Below are 5,500 nucleotides of genomic sequence, written 5' to 3' on the forward strand. Positions count from 1 at the left end.
TGGCGCGAGTGGATCTACAAGGGATTGGCCATTCTTCTGATCGGTTGCCCGTGCGCGCTGGTGATATCGACGCCGGCGGCGATAGCCGCGAGCCTCGCCTCCGGAGCCCGTCGGGGTCTGCTCCTGAAGGGAGGAGCCGTCCTCGAGCGCTTGCGCGACGTCACCGTCGCCTGCTTCGACAAGACGGGCACCCTTACGGCGGGCAAGCCAAAGGTCACGGACGTCGTCGGATTCGGTCACGGGGAGGTCGAGATATTGTCGGTTGCCGCGTCACTCGAGCGCGGCTCCAGCCATCCACTCGCGCTCGCTATCCTTAAGGCGGGCTTGGACAAGGGCGCTCGGCCCGAGCCGGTCGAGGACTTCGAAAATCTGGCGGGAGAAGGCGTCATGGCGAATCTCGGGGGACGTACGGTCTTCCTCGGTTCGCCCGCCGCGGCTGAACGGATCGTCCCGCTGGCCGAAGACCAGCGAAAGCTCGTCGAGGCGCTCAACGAACGGGGCAAGACGGTATCGGTACTCGTCGTCAATGGCGAGATCGCCGGCTGCATCGCCATGCGGGACGAGTTACGAAGCGATGCCGTCGCCGCGCTGCGTCGTTTGGCCGACTCCGGGGTCCGTTCGGTCATGCTCACGGGCGACAATCCCCGTACCGCCGCGGCGCTTGCGCGCGACCTTGGCATCGACCATCGCGCGCAAATGATGCCGGAGGACAAGCAGCGCACCGTCGAGGCCTACAAGAACCAGGGCGAAGTTGTCCTGAAAGTCGGCGACGGCATCAACGACGCTCCGGCTCTCGCCGCAGCCGACGTCGGGGTCGCGATGGGTGGCGGCACCGACGTGGCGCTTGAGACCGCGGACGCCGCAGTCCTTCACGGACGCGTCTCCGACGTGCCGGCCATGATTGAGTTGTCCAAGCGGACCATGGGAGTCATCCGGCAGAACATCTCGATCGCACTCGGACTGAAGGCGGTCTTTCTGGTCACCACGATCGCGGGGATCACCGGACTTTGGCCCGCGATCCTCGCCGACACCGGCGCGACCGTATTGGTCACCATGAACGCGCTGCGACTGCTTTCGGTACAGGCCAGCGGTGGGGCGGACGAGGGAGCGCCCACATGAACGCCATCGGGGTCCAAGCCGGCGACCGCGATCTGCGCCTCGACCTGTTTCGCGGACTGGCCAACTGGGCGATCTTCGTCGACCACGTTCCGAACAATGCGGTCGCCTGGATCACGGCCCGAAACTACGGTTTCAGCGATGCTGCCGAACTGTTCGTGTTCGTGTCTGGATATACAGTAGCATTCGTCTACGCGCGTATGGCGCGGGCAAGGGGCTTCCTCGCCGCCGCCCTCGGTGTTCTCGGCAGGGCATGGCAGCTCTATGTCGCCTACATCCTGCTGTTCGTCTTCTACGTCGTCACCATCGGATACGTCGCGCAACGGTACGGCCACGCCCACCTGCTCGACGAGTTCAACATCCGGCTTCTCATTCGAGATCCGGTCGAGTTCCTCAAGCACGGGCTCTTGCTCGAATACAAGCCGCTGAACCTCGACGTCCTGCCGCTCTACATCGCCTTGATGATCGCGTTTCCACCGCTGCTGTGGGTCCTCATGAGGTGGCCCAACGTCGCGCTGGCGATCTCCGCGGGCATCTACGTCGCAGCACAGGTGTGGGGATGGAATCTAGGGGCGTATCCCGCCGGCCATTGGTACTTTAACCCGTTCGCATGGCAATTCCTGTTCGTCATCGGCGCATGGGTTGCGGTCGGGGGCGCGACTGCGGCGAGGGGGCTCATCTATGCGAGGACAACACTTGCCGCCGCCTGTCTCTTTCTCCTGTTCGCCGCGATCATCACACTCGCAGCGCGGACTGGCCACGCGGAAATGATCGTCGAGCCCGTCCGGTCGCTGTTCGTTCCGAACAACAAGACGCATCTGGCACCGTACCGCGTCGTCCATTTCCTGGCGCTCGCGATCGTCGTCTCGCGCCTGATTCCGAAGGAGGCGCCGTTCTTGTCGGCTCCTTGGCTTCGGCCGCTGCGGCTGTGCGGAGAGCGATCGCTCGAAGTCTTCTGCGTGGGCGTATTCCTCGCCTTCGTCGCCTACTTCGCCATCGACCTCGTCTCCGATTCGCTTGCCTTCCAGATCGTCGTCAGTGTCGCCGGCATCGGCATCATGATCGCCTTCGCCTATTTCAAGACATGGACCAGGGAGTTTCGCGCCACAACCGGCCGAAGGGCCGTCGAGCCCGAAGGGATTCGACAGCCACGACTAGCGCAAAGGGAGCGATGAGATGGGTTTCGACCAATACCACGAACCGCCGCAGGAGCTTTCGCAGGAGGTCCGCACCTTCGCGCGGATGATGGCTTCGCTGATCGAGGAAGCCGAAGCGATCAATTGGTGCGAACAGCGGATGTCGGTCGAGAAGGACAAGAAGGCTAAAGCCATCATGGCGAACGCCCAGAAGGAGGAGTTCAAGCATTTCGGGATGAACCTCGAATTCCTGCTGCGTCGGAAGAAGGAGTGGCGCGAGGAGCTCAAGGGAATCCTCTTCACGCAAGGCGACATCGTCAAACTCGGCGAGAAGGCCGAGAAAGCGGTCGACTGATCGCATGACTGCCGGAGCAGCCGGAATGGAACGACGCGGAGACCAGCGCCGGAGGGTTTTCAAGAAGGGATCGATCGAGTTCGGAAGCTCCGCGATCGATTGCTCTATCCGGAATCTCAGCGATCGCGGCGCGATGTTGGAGGTTGAAAGTCCGCTCGGCATCCCTCGCGAATTCACGCTTGTGGTGCCGGCGGACGGAACACGGCGCACCTGTCGTGTCGCGTGGGTGAAGGAGAAGCGGTTGGGTGTGGAGTTCGAAGAGTGAGTTCGGCTCAGCAGCGGAGGCGTATATGAGGAAGTATGGACTCTTTTTGGCGCTGGGAAGCATCTTGAGTCTGGTCGCGGCGGTAGGCGCCGCCGAGGGCCGCGGCAGTATCGCAAGCGAACGCCCGTATGCCGCAGAACACATCGACCTGCTTCCGTCGGACATCCGCCAAGGTCTCGGACGGCTGGAGCGTCAATGTGGAGGGAAGGCGGCCGCGACGCACTATTTCTCGACCACGATCGAGGCAGGCGGCCTGCAATTCAGGTCGTTGCATTTCGAAAACTTCGCGTGCGAACGGCGAGAAGCGATCTGCCGGGCGGAACGATGCCTTCATGAAGTCTACCTGGAGCGGGGTGGCCGTTCGCGTCGTGTCTTCAGCGCCTATGTCGACGACATGAAGCTGATCAACGCCGGCGGGACCGTCGGATTGGAGCTCGAGGGAGGCCGGCCGGCTATATTACGTTGGAACGGACGCACATTCGCGCCCGTCCATTCATTCGGAAAGGGCCAAGAGCGGTGACGTCATCGATCATCTCGCATCTTCATTTCGGTGGCGCCGACATCTCCCTCTGGAAGAAGTTCCGGCTGTTCTTCACCGTGGGCGTCGTCGTGCTGCTTCTGAGCGCGGCGAAGGTCGCGGTCCACTACTTCGGATTCGAGTTCCTCGATCTCAACGGCCTGCTGACCAGCGGCATCGGCGGCGCCGTGTTCATCGTCGGCTTTCTATTGTCGAGCATCCTCCAGGACTACAAAGAGGCGGAGAAGATCCCCGCCGATCTCAGGAATTCCATCGAGGCGATCGAAGGCGACCTCGCTTGCTTCGCGCAGACTAACGATGCCTTCGACCTGCGGAAGGCACGGCTGTTGTTGCTGGCCTTGATCGACAGGCTCCGCGAGGGTCTCGGGCACAAGAACGTTCCCCCCGCCCTCGATGAGCTGGCCAAGCTGACGCCGATCCTGGGCCGGCTCGAGGGCATGGGTATGGCCGCGAATTTCGTCGTCCGTCTCCGGACGAACCAGGACGTGATCCGGAGGGCCTTGCTCCGGATCTACACCATTCAGCGCGTCGAGTTCGTGCCGTCCGTGCACGTGCTGGTGCAGACGCTGGTGTTCTCGATCGTACTGCTGCTCCTGCTGCTGAAGACGGAAGGCGACCCGGCATCTGCACTGCTGTTCGGCTTCATCACCTTTATGTTCGTCTACGTCCTCTACCTCGTCCGCCTCCTAGAGCAGCCGTTCGCCAAGGGGCACGGCTCGGTGGACGACGTGAGCTTCTTCCTGCTCGACGAGCTCGAGCGAAACCTCCGCCGGGCGCTCGAAGATCCAGACGGCGGCGCCCAAAATACGACCACGACGGGAGATTGACACATGCACGGAGGAGGATCCGTCGGAACGGCCGGCGCGAAGCACGCGAAGAGGCTCGCCTGGGCCCTCGCGATGACCGCGACCTACATGATCGCGGAGGTCATCGGAGGACTTGTGACCGGCAGCCTGGCGCTGCTCGCGGACGCCGCCCACATGCTGACCGACGTCGGCGGACTCGCGCTGGCGCTGCTCGCGGTCCGCTTCGCCGCCCGCGAAGCGACCCCGCAGCGGACCTTCGGCTACCTTAGGATGGAGGTCCTGTCGGCGCTGGCTAATGCGGTCGTGCTGCTGCTGCTGACGGTCTACATCCTGTACGAAGCCTATCAGCGCTTCCTGTCGCCCCCGGAGGTCTTGAGCGGGCCAATGCTCATTGTCGCCGCCATCGGCCTGGCCGTCAATCTGGTCAGCATGTGGCTGCTCTCGAGCGGGTCGTCCGAAAGCCTGAACGTCAAGGGCGCATACTTCGAAGTGCTGAGCGACATGCTCGGATCGATCGGCGTGATCGTGGCCGCGCTGCTCATGATGTGGAAGGGCTGGGTTCTCGCAGACCCGATCATCGGCGCAGGCATCGGATTGTTCATCGTGCCCCGGACGTGGTCGCTCCTCAGCCAGGTCACGCACATCCTGATGGAGGGGACCCCGCCCAACGTCGATACCGGCGTGATCGAGAAGAGGCTGCTCGCCATTCCGGGAACCGTCGCCGTCCACGATCTGCACGTCTGGACAGTCACGTCCGGCTTCGACGCCATGAGCTGCCACCTCGTCGTGGCCGACATGTCGGCCGGGCGGGAGGCGCTGCGGGAGGCCCGGAACCTGATGAAGGCGGAATACGGCATCGAGCACACGACGATCCAGATCGAGGACGAGGCCATGAGAGGCGAGGAAACCGTACTCCATGTCTGAAACGGGTCACCGTAGCGCTGGTCCCGTCGGCAGCACCGACCATGATCACCGGCATCATGACCGTCACGATCATGGCGCCGACCGGCACGGCCATGACCATGATCATGGCGGGCTCGGTCACGTCCACGCTCCGGCGAGCTTCGGCAAGGCCTTCGCCATCGGCATCGGGCTGAACACCGCCCTGGTCGTGGCCGAAGCCGTCTATGGCTACCTCGGAAACTCGACGGCACTGATGGCGGACGCCGGGCACAATCTGAGTGACGTACTCGGCCTGGTCGTGGCCTGGGCCGCGTCAGTCGCCTCGAAGCGGGCGCCCAGTGGCCGTTTCACCTACGGTCTGAAGGGGGCGTCGATCCTGGC

The 5,500-nt window shown here is 63.4% G+C and carries 8 protein-coding genes; all 8 read left to right on the forward strand.

Annotation, left to right across the window (positions count from 1 at the left end; all coding sequences use genetic code 11):
* Window positions 1-1,119 (forward strand): heavy metal translocating P-type ATPase (locus AX729_RS18760; protein ID WP_156457041.1); only part of this gene is annotated, 1,119 nt, incomplete at its 5' end.
* Complete coding sequence (locus AX729_RS18765; protein WP_061025673.1) at window positions 1,116-2,291, forward strand: OpgC domain-containing protein; 1,176 nt, start codon at window positions 1,116-1,118, stop codon at window positions 2,289-2,291. The genes AX729_RS18760 and AX729_RS18765, both read left to right, overlap by 4 nt.
* 1 nt (window position 2,292) lies before the next feature.
* A complete protein-coding gene (locus AX729_RS18770; RefSeq protein ID WP_061025675.1) occupies window positions 2,293-2,607 on the forward strand; it encodes a ferritin family protein in 315 nt (104 codons plus the stop codon).
* Between the two features lie 4 nt (window positions 2,608-2,611).
* Complete coding sequence (locus tag AX729_RS18775) at window positions 2,612-2,872, forward strand: PilZ domain-containing protein (protein ID WP_245325268.1); 261 nt, start codon at window positions 2,612-2,614, stop codon at window positions 2,870-2,872.
* A gap of 25 nt (window positions 2,873-2,897) precedes the next feature.
* Window positions 2,898-3,392, forward strand: coding sequence for a hypothetical protein (locus AX729_RS18780; protein WP_061025680.1), 495 nt, complete (start codon window positions 2,898-2,900; stop codon window positions 3,390-3,392).
* Window positions 3,389-4,237 carry a hypothetical protein gene (locus tag AX729_RS18785; protein ID WP_061025685.1) on the forward strand — a complete coding sequence of 283 codons (849 nt, stop codon included), beginning with the start codon at window positions 3,389-3,391 and terminating at the stop codon, window positions 4,235-4,237. Before AX729_RS18780 ends, AX729_RS18785 begins: the two co-directional genes overlap by 4 nt.
* Before the next feature lie 3 nt (window positions 4,238-4,240).
* Window positions 4,241-5,140 (forward strand): cation diffusion facilitator family transporter, encoded by a 900-nt coding sequence (locus AX729_RS18790; RefSeq protein WP_061025688.1) that lies wholly within the window; start codon window positions 4,241-4,243, stop codon window positions 5,138-5,140.
* Window positions 5,133-5,500 (forward strand): cation efflux transmembrane domain-containing protein (locus AX729_RS18795; protein ID WP_197433626.1); only part of this gene is annotated, 368 nt, incomplete at its 3' end. The genes AX729_RS18790 and AX729_RS18795, both read left to right, overlap by 8 nt.

The organism is Bradyrhizobium sp. CCH5-F6 (genome assembly GCF_001556045.1).
GTDB lineage: Bacteria > Pseudomonadota > Alphaproteobacteria > Rhizobiales > Xanthobacteraceae > Bradyrhizobium.

Coding starts and splice junctions, on each gene's coding strand:
- AX729_RS18765 (WP_061025673.1), top strand. CDS start 1,116: ATGAACGCCATCGGGGTCCAAGCCGGCGACCGCGATCTGCGCCTCGAC.
- AX729_RS18770 (WP_061025675.1), top strand. CDS start 2,293: ATGGGTTTCGACCAATACCACGAACCGCCGCAGGAGCTTTCGCAGGAG.
- AX729_RS18775 (WP_245325268.1), top strand. CDS start 2,612: ATGACTGCCGGAGCAGCCGGAATGGAACGACGCGGAGACCAGCGCCGG.
- AX729_RS18780 (WP_061025680.1), top strand. CDS start 2,898: ATGAGGAAGTATGGACTCTTTTTGGCGCTGGGAAGCATCTTGAGTCTG.
- AX729_RS18790 (WP_061025688.1), top strand. CDS start 4,241: ATGCACGGAGGAGGATCCGTCGGAACGGCCGGCGCGAAGCACGCGAAG.